Source organism: Pseudomonas defluvii, assembly GCF_001695625.1.
In the GTDB taxonomy this organism is placed as follows: Bacteria; Pseudomonadota; Gammaproteobacteria; order Pseudomonadales; family Pseudomonadaceae; genus Aquipseudomonas; species Aquipseudomonas defluvii.
The window spans coordinates 19,461-41,387 of the sequence record NZ_MBPN01000041.1; the positions used below are offsets into that span (position 1 = coordinate 19,461).

The 21,927-nt window shown below is 60.7% G+C and carries 24 protein-coding genes; 16 read left to right on the forward strand and 8 right to left on the reverse strand.

What is annotated here, in order from left to right:
- Positions 1 to 33 precede the first annotated feature (33 nt).
- Positions 34 to 624 carry a cysteine hydrolase family protein gene (locus EKA13_RS13355; protein WP_065759873.1) on the reverse strand — a complete coding sequence of 197 codons (591 nt, stop codon included), beginning with the start codon at positions 622 to 624 and terminating at the stop codon, positions 34 to 36.
- 187 nt (positions 625 to 811) lie between these two features.
- On the opposite strand from EKA13_RS13355, the gene prmB reads away from it, so the two are divergent.
- Entirely contained in the window at positions 812 to 1,720 is a 909-nt protein-coding gene (gene prmB, locus EKA13_RS13360) for a 50S ribosomal protein L3 N(5)-glutamine methyltransferase (RefSeq protein WP_065759874.1), read from the forward strand.
- An 82-nt stretch (positions 1,721 to 1,802) separates the two neighbouring features.
- On the opposite strand, the gene EKA13_RS13365 is transcribed toward prmB, so the two are convergent.
- Both EKA13_RS13365 and EKA13_RS13370 read right to left on the reverse strand, forming a co-directional pair.
- Positions 1,803 to 2,600 carry a hypothetical protein gene (locus EKA13_RS13365; protein ID WP_065759875.1) on the reverse strand — a complete coding sequence of 266 codons (798 nt, stop codon included), beginning with the start codon at positions 2,598 to 2,600 and terminating at the stop codon, positions 1,803 to 1,805.
- Positions 2,601 to 2,706: 106 nt separating this feature from the next.
- On the reverse strand, positions 2,707 to 3,666 hold the full coding sequence (locus EKA13_RS13370) for an alpha/beta hydrolase (RefSeq protein ID WP_065759876.1): 960 nt from the start codon (positions 3,664 to 3,666) through the stop codon (positions 2,707 to 2,709).
- 136 nt (positions 3,667 to 3,802) lie between these two features.
- Between EKA13_RS13370 and aroC the strand changes: the two genes are divergently transcribed.
- The 14 genes from aroC to EKA13_RS13440 all read left to right on the forward strand — a co-directional run bounded on the left by aroC (position 3,803) and on the right by EKA13_RS13440 (position 16,904).
- Positions 3,803 to 4,894: a chorismate synthase gene (gene aroC, locus EKA13_RS13375; protein ID WP_065759877.1), complete on the forward strand. Its 1,092-nt coding sequence runs from the start codon at positions 3,803 to 3,805 to the stop codon at positions 4,892 to 4,894.
- Between the two features lie 38 nt (positions 4,895 to 4,932).
- Positions 4,933 to 6,081 carry an MFS transporter gene (locus EKA13_RS13380; RefSeq protein WP_065759878.1) on the forward strand — a complete coding sequence of 383 codons (1,149 nt, stop codon included), beginning with the start codon at positions 4,933 to 4,935 and terminating at the stop codon, positions 6,079 to 6,081.
- Positions 6,078 to 6,698: a methylthioribulose 1-phosphate dehydratase gene (locus EKA13_RS13385; RefSeq protein WP_065759879.1), complete on the forward strand. Its 621-nt coding sequence runs from the start codon at positions 6,078 to 6,080 to the stop codon at positions 6,696 to 6,698. Before EKA13_RS13380 ends, EKA13_RS13385 begins: the two co-directional genes overlap by 4 nt.
- Positions 6,699 to 6,724: 26 nt before the next feature.
- The gene (locus EKA13_RS13390; protein ID WP_065759880.1) at positions 6,725 to 7,270 is read left to right on the forward strand and encodes a 1,2-dihydroxy-3-keto-5-methylthiopentene dioxygenase; all 546 of its coding nucleotides are present in this window, start codon (positions 6,725 to 6,727) and stop codon (positions 7,268 to 7,270) included.
- Between the two features lie 11 nt (positions 7,271 to 7,281).
- Positions 7,282 to 7,965, forward strand: coding sequence for an acireductone synthase (mtnC, locus tag EKA13_RS13395; RefSeq protein ID WP_065759881.1), 684 nt, complete (start codon positions 7,282 to 7,284; stop codon positions 7,963 to 7,965).
- A 363-nt stretch (positions 7,966 to 8,328) separates the two neighbouring features.
- Complete coding sequence (locus EKA13_RS13400; RefSeq protein ID WP_065759882.1) at positions 8,329 to 8,850, forward strand: ankyrin repeat domain-containing protein; 522 nt, start codon at positions 8,329 to 8,331, stop codon at positions 8,848 to 8,850.
- Between the two features lie 58 nt (positions 8,851 to 8,908).
- Positions 8,909 to 9,439 carry a hypothetical protein gene (locus EKA13_RS13405; protein ID WP_065759883.1) on the forward strand — a complete coding sequence of 177 codons (531 nt, stop codon included), beginning with the start codon at positions 8,909 to 8,911 and terminating at the stop codon, positions 9,437 to 9,439.
- Between the two features lie 70 nt (positions 9,440 to 9,509).
- On the forward strand, positions 9,510 to 9,701 hold the full coding sequence (locus EKA13_RS13410; protein ID WP_065759884.1) for a PLDc N-terminal domain-containing protein: 192 nt from the start codon (positions 9,510 to 9,512) through the stop codon (positions 9,699 to 9,701).
- 127 nt (positions 9,702 to 9,828) lie between these two features.
- Entirely contained in the window at positions 9,829 to 10,689 is an 861-nt protein-coding gene (gene speE / locus EKA13_RS13415) for a polyamine aminopropyltransferase (RefSeq protein WP_065759885.1), read from the forward strand.
- A gap of 207 nt (positions 10,690 to 10,896) precedes the next feature.
- Positions 10,897 to 12,981: an LTA synthase family protein gene (locus EKA13_RS13420; RefSeq protein ID WP_065759886.1), complete on the forward strand. Its 2,085-nt coding sequence runs from the start codon at positions 10,897 to 10,899 to the stop codon at positions 12,979 to 12,981.
- Positions 12,982 to 13,229: 248 nt separating this feature from the next.
- Positions 13,230 to 13,562 carry a ribonuclease E inhibitor RraB gene (locus EKA13_RS13425; protein ID WP_065759887.1) on the forward strand — a complete coding sequence of 111 codons (333 nt, stop codon included), beginning with the start codon at positions 13,230 to 13,232 and terminating at the stop codon, positions 13,560 to 13,562.
- Positions 13,563 to 13,746: 184 nt separating this feature from the next.
- Complete coding sequence (locus EKA13_RS13430; protein ID WP_065759888.1) at positions 13,747 to 15,156, forward strand: circularly permuted type 2 ATP-grasp protein; 1,410 nt, start codon at positions 13,747 to 13,749, stop codon at positions 15,154 to 15,156.
- A gap of 3 nt (positions 15,157 to 15,159) precedes the next feature.
- A complete protein-coding gene (locus EKA13_RS13435; RefSeq protein ID WP_065759889.1) occupies positions 15,160 to 16,110 on the forward strand; it encodes an alpha-E domain-containing protein in 951 nt (316 codons plus the stop codon).
- On the forward strand, positions 16,107 to 16,904 hold the full coding sequence (locus EKA13_RS13440) for a transglutaminase family protein (RefSeq protein WP_065759890.1): 798 nt from the start codon (positions 16,107 to 16,109) through the stop codon (positions 16,902 to 16,904). The genes EKA13_RS13435 and EKA13_RS13440 overlap by 4 nt, the downstream gene beginning before the upstream one ends.
- 2 nt (positions 16,905 to 16,906) lie before the next feature.
- On the opposite strand, the gene EKA13_RS13445 is transcribed toward EKA13_RS13440, so the two are convergent.
- Entirely contained in the window at positions 16,907 to 17,710 is an 804-nt protein-coding gene (locus EKA13_RS13445) for a cytochrome c (protein WP_065759891.1), read from the reverse strand.
- Positions 17,711 to 18,238: 528 nt separating this feature from the next.
- Between EKA13_RS13445 and EKA13_RS13450 the strand changes: the two genes are divergently transcribed.
- On the forward strand, positions 18,239 to 18,967 hold the full coding sequence (locus EKA13_RS13450) for an amidotransferase (protein ID WP_065759892.1): 729 nt from the start codon (positions 18,239 to 18,241) through the stop codon (positions 18,965 to 18,967).
- Positions 18,968 to 18,976: 9 nt separating this feature from the next.
- Here the strand turns inward: EKA13_RS13450 and EKA13_RS13455 are convergent, their stop codons facing one another.
- From EKA13_RS13455 to EKA13_RS28120, 4 genes are all read right to left on the reverse strand, one after another.
- A complete protein-coding gene (locus tag EKA13_RS13455) occupies positions 18,977 to 19,948 on the reverse strand; it encodes a magnesium and cobalt transport protein CorA (RefSeq protein ID WP_065759893.1) in 972 nt (323 codons plus the stop codon).
- Positions 19,949 to 20,010: 62 nt separating this feature from the next.
- On the reverse strand, positions 20,011 to 20,733 hold the full coding sequence (locus tag EKA13_RS13460) for a lysophospholipid acyltransferase family protein (protein ID WP_065759894.1): 723 nt from the start codon (positions 20,731 to 20,733) through the stop codon (positions 20,011 to 20,013).
- Positions 20,734 to 20,909: 176 nt separating this feature from the next.
- Entirely contained in the window at positions 20,910 to 21,599 is a 690-nt protein-coding gene (locus EKA13_RS13465; protein WP_065759895.1) for a crotonase/enoyl-CoA hydratase family protein, read from the reverse strand.
- Positions 21,600 to 21,632: 33 nt separating this feature from the next.
- Positions 21,633 to 21,927 (reverse strand): hypothetical protein (locus tag EKA13_RS28120; RefSeq protein WP_218060845.1); only part of this gene is annotated, 295 nt, incomplete at its 5' end.

Sequence of the window (21,927 nt, forward strand, 5' to 3'; positions counted from 1 at the left end):
GAAAGTACCGATGTGGTTCCGCCAGCTGTCAGGTCAAATCAGGCTAGCGACTTGGGTCACGCAGGCAAAGTTGTCGGCCATGATCGCCATTTCACTTTGCTGGATCTGCGCTGCGGGTATCACGCCGCCCTTGAAGGGCAGGTCGCGGGTGGTGCAGGCGTCTTCGACCAGGGTGCAGCGGTAGCCGTAGTCCTTGGCCCGACGTACGGTGGTGCTGACGCTGGAGTGGCTCATGAAGCCGCAGACAATCAGGTCCAGATGACCGAGTTTCTGCAGTTCCTCATGAAGCTTGGTGTTCTTGAACGCGTTAGGCATGCGTTTTTCGATGATGACTTCATCGCCCTGTGGCTCGAGGCCGGGGATGAACTCGCCACGTTCGCCCTGTGGGTCGAACAGGCCGCCAACCGTGCCGAGGTGGCGTACGTGAATCACTGGTCGGCCGGCCTTGCGCGCCGCGTCGAGCAGTTTGCCGATGTTGGCCACGGCTTCGTCCATGCCTGACAGCGCCAGAGGACCACTCAGGTACTCTTTCTGCGCATCGATAATCACCAGGCTGGCGTTACTCAGCTTGGCCGGCGGATAACCGCGACCGCTGAGGTGGAACATCGTCATTGGAACGGACATCAGGGGCTCCTTTGGATAGGGCTTTTCGCCTATTCTCCCCTGCTTGGACGCAGATGTGAATCGCTTAGCGTACAAGCGGCGTGGTTAGTGGCCTGCAGCCATGTTGGCCAATCGCTTAAAACGTCATGGGCAGCCATATTCCTGGCCAGGCTGTTAGAATCGCCGGTCGTTTCTCTAGGAGTCTACCGTGACCACTTCCCGCCTGCGCACCCTGCGCGACCATATTCGTTGGGCTGTCAGCCGTTTTCACGAGAAGGAGCTGTTCTTCGGCCATGGCGCCGACAACGCCTGGGACGAGGCGCGCCTGCTGGTGCTGGGCGCAGTTCACCTGCCATGGGAAGTGGCCGACAGCTACCTTGACTGCCGCCTCGAAGACGAGGAAGTGGCGCACCTTCAGGCTCTGCTCAAGCGTCGTATCGAAGACCGCGTTCCGACGGCTTACCTGTTGGGTGAGGCGTGGTTCTGCGGCATGTCGTTCATCGTCGACGAGCGTGTACTGATTCCGCGTTCACCCATTGGCGAGCTGATCGAAAAGCGTTTCGAGCCGTGGTTGGCGGCAGAGCCGCAGCGCATTCTTGACCTGTGCACCGGCTCTGGCTGCATTGGTATCGTCAGTGCCGAAGTGTTCCCGGACGCTGAAGTGGTGCTGGCCGACCTGTCCTTCGAGGCATTGGAAGTCGCCAATCAGAACATCGAGCGTCATGGCCTGGAAGAGCGCGTCTTTACGGTTCAGGGCGATGGCTTCGAGGGGCTGCCGGGTCAGCGTTTCGACCTGATCCTGTCCAACCCGCCGTATGTCGATGCCGAAGACTTCGCCGACATGCCGCAGGAGTACCACCATGAGCCGGAGCTGGGCCTTGCCTGTGGCGACGATGGCCTGGACCTGGTCCGGCGGATGCTGGCTGAAGCGGCGGATCACCTGACCGAGAAGGGCTTGTTGATTGTCGAAGTGGGCAACAGCCAGGTGCACCTGTCGGCCTTGTACCCCGAGGTGGATTTTGCCTGGCTGGACTTCGAGCGCGGTGGTCACGGCGTATTCATGCTGACGGCGCAGCAGTGCCGTGAGCATCAGGCGCTGTTTGCTTCGCGGGTGTAAGCGCTAGCGGCGTCTGTATCGTTGGCAAGCCAAACCCCACAAGTACGGTGGGGTGCTTGCCAGCGATAGCACCTGCAGGTTGTCAGCGTTGGGTTGCAATCCAGATCAGCAGCCCGGCCTGGAACACGGCGAAGGCGACCAGGCAGGTGATGGTGAAGCGCAGGCCGCTGTCCTCGCGCTTGTATTTGTTCACGCGCTCGTCCCGCTCACGCAGTTGCGTTTCTTTTTCCTGCAGGGTCTGTTCGGCCTGCTGGAGCATGCCCGCAGCCTCGATGATCTCGACCTGTTGGACCTTCTCGTTGTTCCAGCCACCCTTGAGCTCACCCACCTGCACTTCCAGGTAGCGCCCCTTCATGTGCTGGACATCGGCGTACTCGACCTCCAGCCCGACGTTTTTCAGCACATGGTCACGGCGTTGGCGGGTGTCTTCGTTCAGCGCGTCCTTGCTCGGGAGTGCCGCACCCTCGATCCGGTAGTGCGACCACTTTTGTTGTGCCCACTGTACCCCTTGAGCCAGCAGAAAACGTCCGAGGCCACGGTTCAGGGGCTCCATCTGCAGGCCACTGTCAGGGCCGAAGCTCACGTGGTGCGTCTCATGGTCGACGCGGATGTCCAGGCGATTCTGCTCCTTGCGCACTTTTTGCCCAGGCAGACGAATCTCCATGCGCAGCAGGCTGTGCGTCTTGCTGTGCCGTTCGGCATAGCCGTACTGGACGAAACGCAAGGGCCGCGCACCGGTGGCCCGGTCGGTCGGCAGTGGGGCCAGGCGCAGCATGCGAAAGTGCTCCGGCTTCAGGTCTTCCCACGGCAGCGGGGCAGGTTCTGGAGCGACCGTTTCGGCGCTTGCTTCGGGGGCATCCTGGGGTGGGACATCGGTCATCACGGCAATCCTCTTGTGCGCAGCAGGCTGGCCGTAATTTGGATGCCAGCACCGGCTTATCGGCAGGGTTGGCCTGGACTGGAGTGCATTTTTCCGGAACTTCTGCTCAAGCTGCCGGCAATCGACGAATAAACTCGACGATTCTCTCGCCCAGTGCGCTGGCCAGTGGCAGCGCCGGGTTGAGGTAGCTTTGCTGTTGCTGGTGCACGTCAGCCGGGGCGATCCGCAGCATATGGTTCATGCCCTCGATCAGTGCCAGTTCGGCATCGGGTTTGGCGGCCTTCAGGCGCAGGGCATCGTCGACACTGACCTGCACGTCATGGTTGCCTTGCACGATCAGCGCCGGAATTTTCAAGCGGGCAAAGGCGGCTGCCGGGTCTTGCCGGAACAGTGAAATCAAATAGGGTTGAACGCTGGGGCGCAGAATGTCCTGCAAGGGCGGGGGAACATCGCTCGATGTATGGCCGGCTTTGAGCTGGTCGATGATCGCCTGGGCCCGTGCTTGGTAACGATCAGGTACGCGCTCGGCTATCTGGGCATGCAGCACGTCATGCACCGGGCGCCCGCTGCCAGCCACGGCAATCACTGCGCTGGCCCCGGCCGGTTCGGCCGCCAGGCTGGCGATCAATGCACCTTCGCTGTGGCCCAGCAACACCAGCGGGCCGAAGCGTGGGTCGGCGTTGAGCGCACGGCCCCAGGCTACGGCATCGGCAACATAACCCTCGACGCTCAGGTCACGTTCGTCGGGTGCCGCCTCCAGGCTGGCGGCAACGCCGCGTTTGTCATAGCGCACGCTGGCGATATTGTTGCGTGCGAGCAGCAGTGCCAGGCGTTTGAGGTTGTCGGTGTGAGCCCCGTTGGGGTTGTTGCCGTCGCGGTCGGTCGGGCCTGAGCCGGCAATGATCAACACCACGGGCGGCGGCCGCTCGCTGCGGGGCAACAGCAGGCTGCCACGCAGGATGCCGGCGCCTGTATCGAGGTCCAGGGGCCGCTGTAGAACGCTGGGGGCCGCCGCTTGGGCGAGGCTGCTGAGGCACAGAAGAAGCAGGGTGAGGGCGCGTAACATTACAGGGCCGCTGCTGGAGAGATGAAAGTTGGACACACGCCGGGCTAGAAGGTTCGCCAACAGGGATGAACTCGCCGGTGAGCCTGCGTATACTGGCGGCCTTGTTCAAATCAGGCTGATTCGCGGAGCGTCCTGCATGTCCGGCAATACCTATGGCAAGCTGTTCACTGTCACCACCGCTGGCGAAAGCCATGGTCCGGCGTTGGTCGCCATTGTCGACGGCTGCCCGCCGGGCCTCGAGCTTTCACTGGCCGACCTGCAACACGACCTGGACCGGCGCAAGCCTGGCACCAGCCGTCACACCACGCAACGCCAGGAAGACGACGAAGTCGAAATCCTCTCCGGCGTTTTCGAAGGCCGTACCACCGGCTGCGCAATTGGCCTGTTGATCCGCAACACCGACCAGAAGTCCAAGGACTACTCGGCGATCAAGGACCTGTTCCGCCCGGCGCATGCCGATTACACCTACCACCACAAGTACGGTGTACGTGACTACCGTGGCGGTGGCCGCAGCTCGGCGCGCGAAACCGCGATGCGGGTGGCCGCCGGTGCCATCGCCAAGAAGTACCTGGCCAGCCAGGGCATCACCATTCGTGGCTACATGAGCCAGTTGGGCCCGATTGAAATCCCCTTCAAGACCTGGGAGTCGGTGGAGCAGAACGCGTTCTTCAGCCCAGACCCGGACAAAGTGCCAGAGCTGGAAGCCTACATGGACCAGCTGCGTCGCGACCAGGACTCGGTCGGGGCGAAAATCACCGTTGTCGCCGAAGGCGTCATGCCTGGCCTGGGCGAGCCGATCTTTGATCGCCTGGACGCCGAGCTGGCTCATGCACTGATGAGCATCAACGCCGTCAAGGGTGTGGAGATCGGTGCGGGCTTCGCCAGCGTGGCCCAGCGCGGTACCGAACACCGCGACGAGCTCACCCCGGAAGGTTTCCTCAGCAACAACGCTGGCGGCATTCTGGGCGGGATCTCCTCGGGTCAGCCGATTGTTGCGCACCTGGCGCTCAAGCCAACGTCGAGCATCACCACCCCGGGCCGTTCGATCGATATCGACGGTAACCCGGTCGACGTCATCACCAAAGGGCGCCACGACCCTTGCGTAGGCATCCGTGCTACCCCGATTGCCGAGGCGATGATGGCCATCGTGCTGATGGACCACCTGCTGCGTCACCGTGGGCAGAATGCCGATGTGAAGGTCAGCACGCCGGTGCTGGGCCAGTTGTAATGCCCCGAGTGTTCGATCGCGCCATGGCCGCTTGAGCCGTGGCGCCGATTCCCTACTGGCGACTGTCCAGCTTCTATCTGTTCTATTTCGCCTTGCTCGGTTCGACAGCGCCATTCCTGGCGCTGTACTTCGATCACCTGGGGTTTTCCAGTGCGCGGATCGGCGAGCTGGTGGCCATCCCCATGCTGATGCGCTGCGTGGCGCCGAATCTGTGGGGCTGGCTGGGGGACCGTACTGGCCAGCGCCTGTTGATCGTGCGGCTTGGTGCGTTGTCGACGCTGGCGAGTTTTTCGCTGATCTTCATCGATAAGAGCTACGCCTGGCTGGCGTTGGTGATGGCCCTGCATGCGTTCTTCTGGCACGCGGTGCTGCCGCAGTTCGAGGTCATTACCCTGGCACACCTGCAGGGGCAGACCGCACGCTACAGCCAGGTCCGCTTGTGGGGGTCAATCGGCTTTATCCTGACGGTTGCGGGGCTGGGCCGGTTGTTCGAGTGGCTCAGCCTGGATATCTACCCGGTGGCGCTGGCCGTGATCATGGCCGGTATCGTCCTGGCCAGCCTTTGGGTGCCCAATGCACACCCGCCCGGGCAGCATGTGCGCGATGCTGGCGAGGGGTTTATCCGGCAATTGCTTCGCCCCGGCGTGCTGGCTTTTTATACCTGTGTGGCCCTGATGCAATTGAGCCATGGCCCGTACTACACCTTTCTGACCCTGCACCTTGAGCGCCTGGGGTACAGCCGTGGCACCATTGGCCTGCTCTGGTCGTTGGGCGTGGTGGCCGAGGTGCTGATGTTTCTGGCCATGAGCTGGATCATGGCGCGGGTGTCGTTGCGCCGGGTGCTGCTGGCCAGTTTCCTGTTGGCAGCGTTACGCTGGATGCTGCTGGGCGAGTACGCCGAGCACCTGGCCGTGTTGCTGGTCGCGCAGTTGATGCACGCGGCCACCTTCGGCAGTTTTCATGCAGCGGCCATTGCCTTCGTGCAGCGCAGCTTCGGGGCGCGCCAGCAAGGGCAGGGGCAGGCGTTGTATGCCGCATTGGCTGGTACCGGTGGCGCATTGGGTGCCTTGTACTCGGGCTACAGCTGGAATGCGTTGGGCCCCACTACAACCTTTAGTATTGCCAGCGTCGCTGCCGTGGCGGCAGCCGTTATCATTGCGACTCGAATGAAAGAGGACAGGGCATGAGCCTTACCCGTGAACAATTGGCCTTGGAAATCATCGAAGCCGGGCGCTTTCTCTATGGCCGAGGCTGGTCGCCGGCCACCAGCAGCAACTATTCCACCCGCCTGTCGGCGGATCAGGCGCTGTTGACGGTCTCCGGCAAGCACAAAGGTCAGTTGGGCGTGGACGATGTCCTGGCCACCGACCTCGCTGGCAATAGCCTGGAGCCGGGCAAGAAACCCTCGGCGGAAACCTTGCTGCATACCCAGTTGTACGCCTGGCGGGCAGACATCGGGGCCGTGCTGCATACCCACTCGGTCAATGCCACGGTGTTGTCACGGGTGACCGCTGGGGACTACCTGGTGTTCGAAGACTATGAACTGCAGAAAGCCTTCAGTGGTATCTCGACCCACGAGTCGACGGTGCAGGTGCCGATTTTCGAGAACGATCAGGACATCGCCCGTCTGGCGGCCAAGGTTCAGCCCTGGCTTGAGGCGCACCCCGACTGCGTCGGCTACCTGATCCGTGGCCATGGCCTGTACACCTGGGGCCCGCGCATGAGTGATGCGTTGCGTCAGGTCGAAGCCTTCGAATTCCTCTTCGAGTGTGAATTGAAAGTGCGATCGGTTACCGGTCGTTGAGTCGCTACAACTAGGAGTTGCCCCTGATGAGCAGCCTGACCGTGTACCACCAGTCCACCCCGGACATCCCGAACAAGGTGCTGACCCACGTTGAGGACATCGCCTCGACCCTGGCAGAGCAGGGCGTGCGCTTCGAGCGTTGGGCCGCCAATGCGCCGATCCAGCCGGGCGCTAGCCAGGAAGAGGTGATTGCGGCCTACCAGGCCCAGATCGACAAGCTGATGACCGAGTGCGGCTACATCACCGTCGATGTGGTAAGCCTGAACAGTGACCACCCACAGAAGGCCGAACTGCGTGCCAAGTTTCTCGATGAACACCGTCATGCGGAAGACGAAGTGCGTTTTTTCGTCGCCGGGCGAGGTCTGTTTACCCTGCATATCGACGAGTATGTCTACGCCGTGCTCTGCGAGAAGAACGACCTGATCTCGGTACCGGCTGGCACCCCTCACTGGTTTGACATGGGCGAGAACCCGCATTTCGTTGCCATTCGCCTGTTCAATAACCCAGAAGGTTGGGTAGCTCAGTTCACCGGCGACAAAATCGCCGATCAATTCCCGCGTATCGACGACTGACCGGAGCCTGCATGACTATCAAAGCCATCCTCACCGACATTGAAGGCACTACCAGCGCGGTGAGTTTTGTCTTCGACGTGCTGTTTCCGTTCGCGGCCAGGCACCTGCCCGATTTTGTCCGTACCCATGCGGCTGAGCCTGCCGTGGCGGCCCAATTGCAGGCTGTGCGCACCGACAGCAATGAGCCCGCTGCTGACGTCGAGCGGGTAATTGAAATCTTGCTGCAGTGGATTGCTGAAGACCGCAAGGCCACGCCACTCAAGGCGTTGCAAGGCATGGTCTGGGCCGAGGGCTATCAGGCGGGGCTGCTCAAGGGCCATGTCTACCCGGATGCGGTTGAAGCGCTCAAGCGCTGGCATCAGGAAGGCTATGCCCTGTACGTGTATTCCTCGGGCTCCATTCAGGCGCAGAAGCTGATTTTCGGCTGCTCTGAAGCCGGCGACCTGACCCCGCTGTTCAGCGGGTATTTCGACACGACGTCCGGTGGTAAACGCGAGGCGCAATCCTACCGCACCATTGCCCAGGCTATTGATTTGCCGGCAGAGCAGATCCTGTTTCTCTCGGACATCGTCGAAGAACTGGATGCGGCTCAGCAGGCCGGCATGGCGACCTGCGGGCTGGTACGCCAGGGTGGGGAACTGGCGGGCCACAGCAATGTAGTCAGCTTCGCCTTGATCGACGTAAACCAGTTCTGACGCTTTGCATCACAGGCAAGCCCCCTTGTAGGAGCCGGGCTTGCCCGCGATGCAAACGCCGCTAACGCACTGACACCCCACCGACGCCATCGCAGGCAAGCCTGCCTGTAGGAGCGGGTCTTGCCCGCGATGCAGCCACCGCGCACTCACGGACACCCCACCGACGCCATCGCAGGCAAGCCAGCTCCAACAGAGCCCGCGCAGCCTGTAGGAGCCGGGCTTGCCCGCGATGCAGACGCCGCGCACTCGCGGGCACCCCTGCGTACCAATAGATTTCTTCTGTTGCATCCATGCGTTATTCCGCGTTGACCCCCAGCCCGTGCTGGCCAAGACTTGGGCTTTTACGGCAGCCAGGAGCCCTCCATGTCCGACCAACTCACTTGCGAACAACTCAACGACGAAGCCATTGCCTTTGCCGAGCAGGTTTTCGATTGCGCCCGTCAAGGTGATGCCGTTGTTCTTGAGCGCTTGTTGCAGCAGGGGCTGCCGGCCAATCTCTGCAACCACAAAGGCGATAGCCTGTTGATGCTTGCCAGCTACCATGGCCATGTCGAGGCGGTGCGTGTGTTGTTGCAGCACGGTGCCGATCCGCTCGTCGCCAACAACAATGGCCAACTGCCGCTTGCCGGCGCCGCGTTCAAGGGCGACCTGGCCATGGTGCAACTGCTGGTGGAGCAGGGCGCCAGCGTCGAGGCGGCGACGGCTGATGGTCGTACGGCATTGATGATGGCGGCGATGTTCAACCGAACCGCAATCGTGGACTACCTGCTGGCACAGGGGGCCGACCCCAAGCGTGCAGATGCCAAGGGCATGACTGCATTAGGCGCAGCCCAGGCCATGGGCGCGCAGGACGCCGTGACGCAGTTGCAAGCGCTGGCCGGCTAACCCTCGGTGGGTGTTTACCGTTATCCTTGGCGCCTTTTATCGTCGTAAGGGCACCCTCATGAAAAACCAACTGGTCGAACTTATCGGCAAAATCAGCTCCGGCTGCCTGCGTGAGGATGATATCGAGCGGATCGCTGACGAAGCCGCTCAGGCGTATGCCGATCCAGCCGGGTTTCTGGCCGCCAACCCCGATATCAACTACGACGACACCTTCCCTATTCCCCTGGGTGAATGGGTTGTGGTGGGCAGCCTGCCGGACACCGTGCTGTTCCAGGCCGACAGCTATCAGGATCTGTTCGCCCAGATCGTCGCCTCCTTCGGCCCCGATGTGGCGTTCAACATCAAGCCCAAGCAATTGGCCAAGACTGAAGCCTTGACCGCACTCAACCGCATCCAGATCCAGATGAGCAGCATGAACAAGGAGGCGGGCGGCTATGTGTTGCTCGACTTCAGTGAGCCGCTCGACGATGAATTGCAGGTCGTGCTGGTTTACGGCAACGACCTGGAGCGGGTGCTTGAGTTGTCTGCCGAAGTCGGGATTTCCGCCGCGCCGTCGCTTGAAGCACTGCGGCTGGCCTTGCACGTTTAAGTCGGTGTGGACACCAGGGGGTTGAGCGCTGGCTATGCTCAATGGCACATCCCGTCACAGGAGCGGCATCATGGGTTCGACGTTTAATGGCTTCGTTGGCCTGATCATCCTGGCCCTGGACATCTGGGCAATTATCAACGTGATTAAAAGCAGCGTAGGGACCGGGCCCAAGGTGCTCTGGGTGCTGCTGATCCTGCTGTTGCCGGTGCTGGGCCTGATCATCTGGGCGATTGCCGGCCCCCGGGGCAATGTCCGTCTGTAGGTGCCTGCGCGGCCTGCGGTACCTCGACGAATATTCGACCTGTCATGATCGACAACGTACACTGCGCCCTTTTCTATGGCGGGTGCGTTTGCGCCCGTTGTCAGCCGCTTTTATTGGAGGTCCCGCAATGAGCGACTACCTGGAGACGTTGTACGAAGGCTACGGCCAGCGCTTTCGCATGGACAAGCTGCTGCACGAGGTTCGTACCGAGCACCAGCACCTGGTGATTTTCGAGAACCCGCGCATGGGGCGCGTGATGGCGCTGGACGGCGTGATTCAAACCACCGAGGCCGATGAGTTCATCTACCACGAGATGCTCACCCACGTTCCGATCCTGGCTCATGGCACGGCGCGGCGCGTGCTGATCATTGGCGGCGGTGACGGTGGCATGTTGCGTGAAGTGACCAAGCACCGTGGCGTTGAGCACATCACCATGGTCGAGATCGACGGTACCGTGGTCGACATGTGCAAGGAGTTCCTGCCGGAGCACTCCAAGGGTGCCTACGATGACCCGCGCCTGAATCTGGTCATTGATGACGGCATGCGGTTCGTTGCCACCACCGAAGAGAAGTTCGACGTCATCATCTCCGACTCCACTGACCCGATCGGTCCGGGAGAGGTGCTGTTCTCCGAGAACTTCTACCAGGCCTGCCATCGTTGTCTGAACGACGGCGGTATTCTGGTCACTCAGAACGGCACGCCGTTCATGCAGTTGTCTGAAGTTCAAACCACCGCAAGCCGCATGCGCAGCCTGTTCGCCGATTGGCACTTCTACCAGGCCGCGGTACCGACCTACATCGGTGGTGCAATGACCTTCGCGTGGGGCGCTACCAACACCAGTTACCGCAAACTGCCGCTGGAAACCCTGCGTCAGCGTTTCGCCGGCAGTGGAATCGTTACGCGTTATTACAACCCGGAGATTCACATCGGTGCGTTTGCCTTGCCGCAATACGTGCTGCAGGCTGTAAACAAGCCCAGCAACGATTGATGCCGCACTACGGCGCCCTGGGGCGCCGTAGTTGATTTCATGAAGTATGGCAAGTTTCTGAACAGAATTTTCACATTCGATTGCCGACAATTCGCGCGCTCAATTGCCTGTTCGACGAATGGCTCTCCAGTCCCCCGGGTGTTTGGGCAGGCTTGTTATTTCGCTCTTCGTTTCTTTCAAATCTGAATCTTTGGGATCTTCCTATCCATGGCTAACACGGACGCCTTGAGTCATCAGCGTGCTGCTTCGCGCGCGCTGCAACCGACCGTCAAATCGCACCTGGCCTATACGCTGCTGAGCGGCCTGGTGATCATGCTGATGCTCAGCCTGGTGCGGCTTGCGCTGCTGGTTTACAACAGCGATCAGATCGGCAACACCCCGGTCTCGACGTTGGCCGAGGCGTTCGCCAACGGCCTGCGTTTCGACCTGCGCCTGGTGGTGTACCTCTGCGTTCCGCTGATGTTGGCACTGTTGAGTGTTCGGGCGATGGCCGCACGCGGCCTGTTCCGTTTCTGGCTGACCGTGACCGCCAGTGTGGCCATGTTCCTCGGCTTGATGGAGATGGACTTCTACCGTGAATTCCACCAGCGCCTTAACGGGTTGGTCTTCCAGTACGTCAAGGAAGATCCGAAGACCGTATTGAGCATGCTGTGGTACGGCTTCCCTGTCGTGCGTTACCTGTTGGCCTGGGCCTTTGGGACCTGGTTGCTGAGCCTGCTGTTCAAGGGCGTCGACCGCATGACGCGGCCTCGTGGCGTGTATGGCAGCAGTGTGGCCGGTGCGCGCAGCGTAGCGCCTTGGTATGTGCGCGGCGGCGTGTTCTTCATGGTGCTGATGGTGGCCGTGGTTGCCGCACGCGGTACCTTGCGTCAAGGCCCGCCGATGCGTTGGGGCGACGCTTACACCACCGACTCGAACTTTGCCAACCAGTTGGGCCTGAACGGTACGCTGACCCTGATCACCGCTGCCAAGAGCCGGATGTCCGAAGAGCGTGACAACATCTGGAAGGCCACCCTGCCGCAGGATGAAGCGCAGGAGACCGTGCGCAGCATGCTGCTGACGCCTCACGACAAACTGGTCGATGCCGATGAAGCGGCTGTGCGCCGTGAGTTCACCCCGCCAGTCGAGAAAACCCTGCCGATCAAGAACGTCGTGGTGATCCTGCTGGAAAGCTTCGCCGGGCATTCGGTGGGGGCGCTGGGTGCCACCACCAACATTACGCCGTACTTCGACAAACTGGCCAAGGAAGGGTTGCTGTTCGACCGTTTCTTCTCCAACGGCACCCATACCCACCAGGGTATGTTCGCTACCATGGGCTGCTTCCCCAACCTGCCTGGTTTTGAATACCTGATGCAGACGCCTGAAGGCAGCCACAAACTGTCGGGTCTGCCGGCGCTGCTCAGTGCGCGCAAATACGACGACGTCTATGTCTATAACGGCGACTTCGCCTGGGACAACCAGTCCGGGTTCTTCAGCAACCAGGGCATGACCACCTTCATTGGCCGCAAGGATTTCGTCAATCCAGTATTCTCCGACCCGACTTGGGGCGTGTCTGACCAGGACATGTTCGACCGCGGTGCTGAAGAGCTGGCGAAGAACTATGGCAAGAAACCGTTCTATGCCTTGCTGCAAAGCCTGTCCAACCACACGCCGTACGCGCTGCCGACAAACCTGCCGGTAGAGCCGGTGACGGGCCAGGGTCGTCTCGACGAGCACCTGACCGCCATGCGTTATTCCGACTGGGCATTGGGTCAGTTCTTCGAGAAGGCGCGCAAAGAGCCGTACTTCAAGGAAACCCTATTCGTTATTGTTGGCGACCACGGTTTCGGCAACAACCAGCAGGTCACCGAACTCGACCTGAGCCGCTTCAACGTCCCGTTGCTGCTTATTGCGCCGGGTATCCAGGAGAAGTTCGGTGCGGTCAACCACACCGTGGGTACCCAGATCGATATCGTGCCGACCATCATGGGCCGCCTCGGTGGCGAAACCCTTCATCAGTGCTGGGGGCGTGACCTGCTTAACCTGCCGGAAGGCGACCAGGGTTTTGGCATGATCAAACCGTCGGGTAGCGAGCAGACCGTTGGCCTGGTAACGGGTGATCGGATTCTGATCGAGTCCAAGGACATGTCGCCACGCATGTACCGCTACCAACTGGGTCGCGAGTTCAAGGCCGAGCGAATCGAAAGCCCGGACCAGGCTGAACTGACGCGCAAACTGGAGTCGTTCATCCAGACGGCGACCAAGAGCCTGCTGGATAACACCGCCGGTGTGGTTCACGGCGTGCCGGACTGATCACCTGCACTACGTGATGCCTGTTTGACCAAAGCCCCGATAAATCGGGGCTTTGGTTTTTTGATGTGTCGATACGACTTACATCGGTTGGCACGAGCGCTGCGCAAGCGCTAGGATGCACTCAGGGTCTACCTGATTCACGCTTCCCGGCCCTGTCTTGATCACTAGCTCGAAGGCCCGCGCCTCTACTGTGGGCGATAGCGTCACGCACTGAAGGTTAATCCATCGGTATTTGCGGAGGACGATTCATGAGCAGCCAATATGATGACATCAGCATTAATGTCTTGCGCAGCATGAAGGAAGGCGGGTTCGACTTTGCCCGTATCCACCCCATCGAGTTCTATGCCGTTTTCCCCGATGAGGAGCGTGCCCGCAGAGCAGCCGGGAAATTCCGTGGCGAGTCGCTCAATGCACAGGTCTGTGAATGTGCAGATGGCGGCTGGCATCTGGAATTGAGCAAGGTGATGTATGCCACCCATGGCGGCATTGATGAGTTCGAACAGGGCTTTGAGGCGGTGATCGCACCGCTAGGTGGTGAGGTTCAAGGCTGGGGGGTCAAGCAAGAGCGTTTGCTGGCCTGAGCCAATCAACCGTCAGCCGGGCACTGCCTCGCAATGAGGCGCCGTCGCCCGGTTGACGGTGTATCTCGCACTGCTCTGGTGCGGTGTTTTTCCCTCGCTTCTATAACCACTTGAAATAAAAGCATTTATGCCGATGGCACGGGGCTTGCGATGACGTCTTGGTCCGGATGACAAGGAGTTCGGCATGATCCGCAGCTTTTATGACGAAATGTATGCCGGCAACGGTGAAGTCCGAGCGCACTACAGCGGATTCGCCAGTTGGCTGGCCGAGACCCCGCCGGAACTGTTGGCTCAGCGTCGTCGGGAAGCCGACCTGCTGTTTCATCGAGCCGGTATTACGTTCACCCTCTATGGCGATGAGCAAGGCACTGAACGCCTGATCCCGTTCGACACCATTCCCCGTAGTATTCCCGCCGCTGAGTGGCGCGTGATCGAACGGGGCTGCATCCAGAGGGTCAAGGCCCTCAACCTGTTTCTCGCCGACCTCTACCATGATCAGCGCATTCTGCGGGCCGGCATCATTCCGGCCGAGCAGGTGCTCGCCAACGAACAGTATCAGTTGGCAATGCAGGGGTTGAATCTGCACCGTGATCTCTACGCGCATATCTCCGGGGTCGATCTGGTGCGCGACAGCGACGGCAGCTACTACGTACTCGAGGACAATCTGCGTACCCCCAGCGGTGTGAGCTACATGCTCGAAGACCGCAAAATGATGATGCGCCTGTTCCCGGAGTTGTTCGCCGCTCAACGCATCGCCCCGATCGATCACTACCCGAACCTGTTACTCGACACCCTGAAAAGTTCCAGCCCGCTGGATAACCCCAGTGTTGTGGTGTTGACCCCCGGTCGCTTTAACAGTGCCTTCTTTGAGCATGCATTTCTCGCCCGTGAAATGGGCGTGGAGTTGGTTGAAGGCGCGGACCTGTTTGTGCGGGACGAGCATGTGTACATGCGCACCACGGACGGCCCCAAGGCGGTCGATGTGATTTACCGGCGCCTGGACGATGCCTTCCTCGATCCGCTGGCCTTCAACCCTGACTCAATGCTGGGCGTGCCCGGCCTGTTGTCTGCCTACCGCTGTGGCAACGTGGTACTGGCCAACGCAATTGGCACCGGGGTCGCCGACGACAAGTCGATATACCCCTATGTCACCGACATGATCCGTTTCTATCTGGACGAGGAGCCGATTCTGAAGAACGTGCCGACCTGGCAATGCCGCAAGCCGGCTGAGTTATCCCATGTGCTGGCGCATTTGCCGGAGCTGGTGGTCAAGGAAACCCAGGGCTCGGGCGGCTACGGCATGTTGGTCGGGCCTGCTGCCAGCCGTGCCGAACTCGAAGCCTTTGCGGCGCGGATCAAAGCGCGCCCCGCGGCCTACATCGCGCAGCCGACGTTGTCGTTGTCGACTTGTCCGACCTTTGTCGAGAACGGTATTGCCCCACGGCATATCGATTTGCGTCCCTTCGTCTTGTCCGGCCGGGAAACCCGCGTGGTGCCCGGTGGTTTGACCCGGGTGGCACTGCGTGAGGGCTCGCTGGTGGTCAACTCGTCCCAGGGGGGCGGTACCAAGGACACCTGGGTCGTTGAGGATTGAATCATGTTGAGTAGAACGGCCTCGGATCTGTATTGGATGTCGCGTTATCTGGAGCGGGCGGAGAACCTCGCGCGGATGCTTGATGTCAGTTATTCACTGTCACTGATGCCGCAGGACGGCCGCGGAGGCGGCCTTGATGAGCTTGCGATGCCGTTGCTGATCACGGGCACTCTTGATGACTACCTCGAACGTCATGGCGAACTGCACGCCGAGCGACTGTTGCAGCATTTCGCCCTGGACCCGGGCAACCCGGCCAGTATCTACAGCTGTCTTGGCTCGGCACGGGTCTGTGCGCATGCGGTTCGTGGGCGAATTACCGCCGACATGTGGGAGAACATCAATGCGGCCTGGCTGGAAATCCGTGGCATTGCCGAGCAGGGCGTAGGGCGTTATGGCCTGAGCCGTTTTTGTGAGTGGGTGAAGGAGCGCTCACACCTGTTTCGCGGTGCTACCTACGGCACCATCATGCGCAACGATGCCTTTCGTTTTATCCGGCTGGGCACCTTTATCGAGCGTGCCGACAACACGTTGCGCCTGCTCGACGCCCGCTATGAAGTGCTTGGTGATGAAGCCGATGCGGTCAGTGACAGCTCGGCCCGGGGTTACTACCAGTGGAGCGCCTTGCTCAGGGCCCTGTCGTCTTTCGAGGCTTACACCGAGATCTACCGCGATGCACCTGCGGCGCGGCATGTGGCCGAGTTACTGTTGCTGCGTGCGGATGTGCCGCGTTCGCTAAGGGCTTGCACTGAAGAGATCGACCAGATCCTGGCCAGCCTGCCCGGCGCCAACGGCCGTCCGGCACAGCGCCTGGCTGCCGAGGTGGATGCGCGCCTGCGCTACACCGGTATCGACGAAATCCTCGATGCGGGCCTGCACCCTTGGTTGAGCGACTACATCCCGCTGGTACGCCAGTTGGGCAACGCCATTCACAGCGCTTACCTGGAGGTCGTATGAGACTGACCATTAGTCATGAAACCGCCTATCACTATGAAGACCCGGTACGCACCAGCATCCAGTACCTGCGCCTGACCCCACACGACACCGAGCGGCAGCAGGTGTTCAATTGGCACCTCGACCTGCCACGACCGGCACGGGCGCAAGTAGACCCGTTCGGCAACATCCTGCACGTGTTGAGCCTGGATGAACCGCATTCCGAATTGATTATCCGTGCTCGGGGGCAGGTGGAGATCGACGAGCAGTTCGAGGTTGAACATGAGGCGGGTTCGGCACTGCCGTTCTTGCGTTTTACGCGGTTGACCGAGGCCGACGAAGCACTGCGCGCATTTGCCGAGCGCCAATGCCGCAAGCGCCGTGATCGTTCCGCGCTGATTGACCTGATGCATGGATTGCACGAGCGCATTGCCTATACCCCCGGGGCGACGGCGGTGGAGACCAGTGCCGCGCAGGCGTTTGCAGGTGGCGCGGGCGTCTGTCAGGACCACGCCCACGCGTTCCTGGCGTGCGCCCGCAGCCTTGGCATTCCGGCACGTTATGTGTCCGGCTACTTGTTCGACAGCGACAGCCAGCACCTGGCCAGCCATGCCTGGGCAGAGGCCTGGCTGGATAATGGCTGGTACAGCTTTGATGTCACCAACCAACTGCAGCGCCCCGAACGGCACCTGAAATTGGCGGTCGGCATGGATTACCTGGACGCGTGCCCGGTGCGCGGCATGCGCCGGGGTGGTGGCTTTGAGCAGATGCACGCCAAGGTGCTGGTCACCCCGACCCTCGGCGCGCAGCAGCAATAGCCCTAGGGCTGCTTGCGCCCGGCCATGTGCTGGAGGTAGGCGAGAAGGGCGTCAAGTTCGCCGTCGCTAAGCACGCTGCTGCTGAAGCCGGGCATTTTCGCCTGTGGCCACTGACGCAGGCTTTGCGGGTCGCGGATATAGCGGCGCAGGTGGTCGAGGTGGAAGTACTCGGTCGGGTTGTAAGGCATGTTCAGGTCCGGGCCAAACTGTGCATCGCCGGCGCCGTTGAGCGTGTGGCAGGCCAGGCAGTTTTTCTGGAACACGGCAAAGCCCAGGTTGACCGGGCTATTGTCTGCAAGCCCAGGTGCGGGGCGCATGGCCGGGAAGCGTTCGGCGACGGCGTCCAGGCGGCGAATGCTGGCAACCTGGAAAGGCCACTGTTCAGGGCTGATATGACCTGCCTGCGGGTTCGTCCATACCAGGTAGAAGGGGCCTGCGCTTGGTTTGCCTTTGCCCAGGCCTGGCCAGGGTTTGGCGGGGTCCTCAATGGCCAGCCAGGCCCGTGCTGGCCCCTTGGCGAGCAGTGGCGCCGCTGGCATCTCGGCGGCGAAGCCGTCCAGCGCAACTGCCTGCAGGTGATCCTGTGCCGAAACCCCGGTCAGCAGGGCGCTGAGGGGGATGGCGCGGTAGTGCATGGCTTTCTTGTAGGAAACATCGTCCGCGATGCTGATCGATTGCGCTTGCGGGTGCTTGAGCAAGTCTTCGGTTTGCCAGTTGATCGGCGCATCACCCAGTTCCAGAACCAGTTGAGCGGCCTGTAACGGTAGGCTCAGCACGGCAAACAGCAGGGCAAGGCAGCGTCGCATGGAACAGTCTCCAACCAATGAGACCGGCAGCATACACTACGGCTGATAGGTTCCTGAGGCGTGCGCGTCGTTCAGCCGAACAGCCGCGATAGATTCGGCAGAATCAAGAGTAGGGTAGTGGCAAAGAGGATGAGCCCTGCCTGACGTACTTTCGTGTGCTTGAACATGGCTGACTGCCTTTTTGTTGTTATTCCTGAATGCCGAGTGGCTTCCCTGTCGAAGGTTTACGTGTGATTTCGGGCCTGCCAGGCACCGGCACAAACCTGCTGAAAGTGGGTATACAACTAACCTTAGGGTTAACGTCACCCATCTTTTAGAACGGTTTGGTATTTCCAGCTTTTAGAATCTTTGCTTTGGCTATCAGGCGTTTTGCCATGCCATGATGATCGCCCTTGCTAGACACGTGCGTGCAGTTCGTCGGTGGATCCAGTCTGCATGACCGTTCGTCAGTGCATTCTACTTGCTTACAGGCCTTAATCGCGGCAGGCTCTAGCACGCATTTCGCCTTTGTCGTTCGGGACTATCTCTATGTCGCTACGCATCTGCATCCTTGAAACCGACGTCCTGCGGCCGGAACTGGTCGAGCAGTTTCAGGGCTACGGCCGGATGTTCGAGCAACTGTTTGCCCGCCAACCCATCGCCGCCGAGTTCAGCCTGTATAACGTAATGAACGGCGAGTACCCCAGCGATGAGCAATCGTTCGATGCTTACCTGGTTACCGGTAGCAAGGCCGATTCGTTTGGCAGCGATCCCTGGATTCAAACCCTCAAGACTTTTTTGCTTGAGCGCTACCAGCGTGGCGACAAGTTGCTTGGCGTGTGCTTTGGTCATCAGTTGCTGGCGCTGCTGTTGGGGGGCAAGACCGAGCGTGCGACGCAGGGCTGGGGCGTCGGTATTCACCGTTATCGCCTGAACGCACAGCAGCCGTGGATGACCCCGGCGATCGAAGACCTGACCTTGTTGATCAGCCATCAGGACCAGGTCACCCGCTTGCCGGAAAACGCCACGCTGATCGCGTCCAGCGAGTTCTGCCAGTATGCGGCCTATCACATCGACGATCAGGTGCTGTGTTTCCAGGGGCACCCCGAGTTCGTTCACGATTACTCACGGGCGCTGCTTGATTTGCGTCAGCAGCACCTGGGCGATGAGGTCTATCGACAAGGGCTGGCCAGCCTGTCCAGCGAGCACCAGGGTGAAACCGTGGCCGAATGGATGATGCGCTTCGTGGCCCATAAGCCCGAAGGCACGACGGCCTGAGGGGGCACCTCAGAGCCAGCCGGAGCGCTTGAAACTGGCAAAGAGTGCGGAGCAGCCTACTGTGATCACCCCCAGTACGGCAAAGTAGCCGTACTGCCAGCCAAGCTCCGGCATGTTCTGGAAGTTCATGCCGTAGATACCGGCCACGGCGGTGGGGAAGGCCAGTATCGCCGCCCAGGCGGCGAACTTGCGCTGGACGATGCTTTGCCGCGATGACTCCAGCAGCATGCCGATCTCGATGGTCTGGCTGGCGATGTCACGAATACCGGCGAGGTCTTCCATCTGTCGGGTCACGTGAATCTGCACATCTCGAAAGTACGGGCGCATGTTCTTGTCGATGAACGGGAACGTCAGGCGTTGCAGTTCCTCGCTGATCTCGACCATCGGCGCCACATAGCGGCGCAGGCGCAGAATGTCTCGGCGCAGGCCATGCAGGCGCTTGATGTCATCTTCGTTGAGTGCGCCACTCAGTACGCTCTGTTCCAGCTCTTCGATTTCGCCGTGAATCGCTTCGCTGACTGGCTGATAGTTTTCGGTGACAAAGTCGAGCAGGGCGTAGAGGACGAAGTCCTCGCCATGCTCCAGCAGCAGAGGGCGCGCTTCGCAGCGTTGGCGTACCAGCGCGTAGGACTTCGAGTGGCCATTGCGGCAGGTGATGATGTACCCCTTGCCGGCGAAGATGTGCGTCTCGATGAACTCCAGCTTGCCCTCGTGGCGCACGGGTGAATACGTCACGATGAACAGCGCGTCGCCGAACGTTTCCAGCTTCGGCCGGCTGTGTTTTTCCAGGGCATCTTCAATGGCCAGTTCGTGCAGGTTGAACTGGCGCTGCAGATTGGCCAGCGCCTGCGCATCAGGCTCTTCCAGGCCGATCCAGACAAAGTGCCCTGGCTTGCTGGCCCAGTGGCTGCCTTCGTCCAGTTCGATTGACGTAACTTTTCTGCCGGCGCTGTACACCGCGGCTGCAACGACTCGTCCCATGACTGCTCGCTTCTTCAGGTGATCCTGTCAGCTTGGTATGACTGCATCGATCCGGCAACTGCTCAGGCCGGCGGCAGTTCGTTTTCCATCGTGTCGATGCAGCGCTGCATCTGTTCCCGGCACTGTTGGATCAACGCCGGGATGTCCTCTTTGCCGAGGCCGCTGGTCGAGATGGGCGCCAGCGAGCGGATGATGACGTCGCCGCTGTTCCAGCTGTTCAGGCGCATGCGCTGTGCATAACGGCTGACACACACCGGCACGATGGGAACCCCTGCTTCAATTGCCAAGCGGAACGCACCGCTCTTGAAGTCCAGCAACTGGTTGCCGGGGTTGCGTGTACCTTCCGGGAAAATCCAGATCGAGGTGTTGTTGTGCTGCACTATCTGGGTGGTGGCATGGAGCGCCTGCCGTGCATGGTAGGCGTTGCTGCGGTCGACCAGAATATTGCCGCCAAGCCAGAAGATCTGACCGAAAAAGGGTATCCAGCCCAGGCTTTTCTTGCCGATGCACACCGTGCGTGGTGGGACGACACCGCCGAGGACGAACAGGTCGAAGTTGGACTGGTGGTTGGCGATGATCACGCAGCCGGGCGGCTGGTCGAACAAGGGGCCGACTTCGGCCTTGACCCGCAGGCGCAGCAACCCGCCAATGGGCCAGGCATACAGGCGAGCAAAAATCCGGCTGTTGTCTGGGTTGAAGGGGCGGCACAGGCCAATCAACAAGCCAAGCGTACCCGCCAGCAGAAAGTGTATGCCCAACAGAAGCATACGGATCAGATAAAGCATCGAGTGACTCACACTGGGCAAACGCGGCGCAGTGTACGGCTGTGCACTCGTGGGGGCAAACACTGATGGTGCTGGCCGAGGGCCAAGGCATCGCAGGCAAGGTCGGCCCGGTGTGAAAGCCAGTGCCTTGTGTGGGGCCTGTGGTGAACAGGCTCGCCTGCGATGCGCCGGAGACGTTAGCCCAGGTGTTCCTGATCGAGAATGATTGCATCGTCCAGGGTATCGAGCAGGGCCTTGCGCACCTTGAGCTTGGTGTTCTTGTGCGCGCTCATGTTGATTTTCTTCAGTTGCCGGGCAGCGGCCAGGGCGGCCTCCTGCAACTGCTCGGCAGCCACGACTTTATCCAGGAAGCCGGCGTCGACGGCGCTGATCGGGTCGAACATCTCGCCATTGATCACCGAGCGGTGAAACGCCGAGCGGCGCAGACGGTCGCGGGCAAGTTCGATGCCCGCGTGGTGCATGGTCATACCGATCTGTACTTCGTTCAGGCCGATACTGAAAGGGCCTTCGACACCGATACGGTAATCGGCCGAGAGCAGCAGGAAGGCACCCTTGGCCACGGCGTGCCCGGGGCAGGCGACAATCACCGGGAACGGGTGAGCGAGCAGGCGCCGGGACAAGGTAGAGCCTGCCGTGACCAGGCTCACGGCCGCCTGTGGCCCGGAGGTCATCACCTTCAGGTCATAACCGCCGGAGAGGATGCCCGGTTGGCCGGTGATAATTACCACTGCACGGTCTTGCTGTGCACGATCCAGCGCGCTGTTGAACGCGGCGATCACATCGGGAGAGATCGCGTTGACCTTGCCGTTGTTCAGGGTCAGGGTCGCGATACCCTCGTCCAGGTGGTAGGTAATCAGCTCACTCATGAGAGGGATCCTTTGTTAAGAGTGAGGCAGACGTTACTCAGCCTCTGCAGCCAGGTAAAGCGCCAAGGCTGACTGGCCGGTCAGCGCTGGCGCCTGCGGCCCCGTACGCTGGGGGGCGACGGTGAAAGGCGGGTAAAGCGCTTTATAGATTGGCAGCTTTGCCCTATTTGGCAGGCAAGCGTGGCCGTGGCCCTTAAGCGCATGAAAATTCTGAAAAAAACCTTTGCCAAAAGAAAAACTTTCGACTACATTAGCGCCCCTAGACAGGCTGAACAGCTTGACGAGATCCGGTGAAGTGTCCGAGCGGTTGAAGGAGCACGCCTGGAAA